This window comes from Pseudomonas sp. EA_65y_Pfl1_P113 (genome assembly GCF_963970525.1).
GTDB classification, from domain to species: domain Bacteria; phylum Pseudomonadota; class Gammaproteobacteria; order Pseudomonadales; family Pseudomonadaceae; genus Aquipseudomonas; species Aquipseudomonas tritici.
The window spans coordinates 1-483 of sequence record NZ_CAXAQM010000449.1 but is presented as its reverse complement, the minus strand read 5'-3'; the positions used below and the strand labels follow the sequence as shown (position 1 = coordinate 483).

At 68.9% G+C, this 483-nt stretch carries 1 pseudogene; it reads left to right on the top strand.

Features of this window, described 5'->3' with window-relative positions:
* Positions 1-483 (top strand): annotated as a pseudogene (locus AACY52_RS30515) (hypothetical protein); the annotation flags it as partial.

Here is a 483-nt window from a genome sequence, read left to right as displayed (position 1 = left end):
CTATGTGCTGAGCTTCGCCGCTGCCTGGATCGCCACCGAATATCTGCGGGGGACGCTTTTTACCGGCTATCCGTGGAATCCGCTGTCGGAGATGTGGTTGCCGACCCCGATCGCGGCGAGCGCGCGTTATCTCGGCACCTACGCCCTGTCGGGGGTCGCTGTCCTCGCGGCGGGTGCCGTTTTGCTCGCCGTCACGCGGCAGTGGCGGACGAGCACCGCCATGCTCGCGCTGCCGATACTCCTCGGCATGGCCGCGCTGGAGCAACCCGCCCCGACCCGCATGACCGCCACCGCCCCGCGCGTGCGCGTCGTCCAGCCCGATCTCGACCAGGAACAGCGCCCGCGCGACGATTATGCCGAGGCCAATTTGCGCCAGCTCGCGCGGCTGAGCGGTAAGCCCGGTCCCGCCCCGCGCTTGATCGTGTGGCCCGAGGGCGCGCTGCGCTTCCTGCCCGAGGATGGCTATCCCCGCCAATATTATTG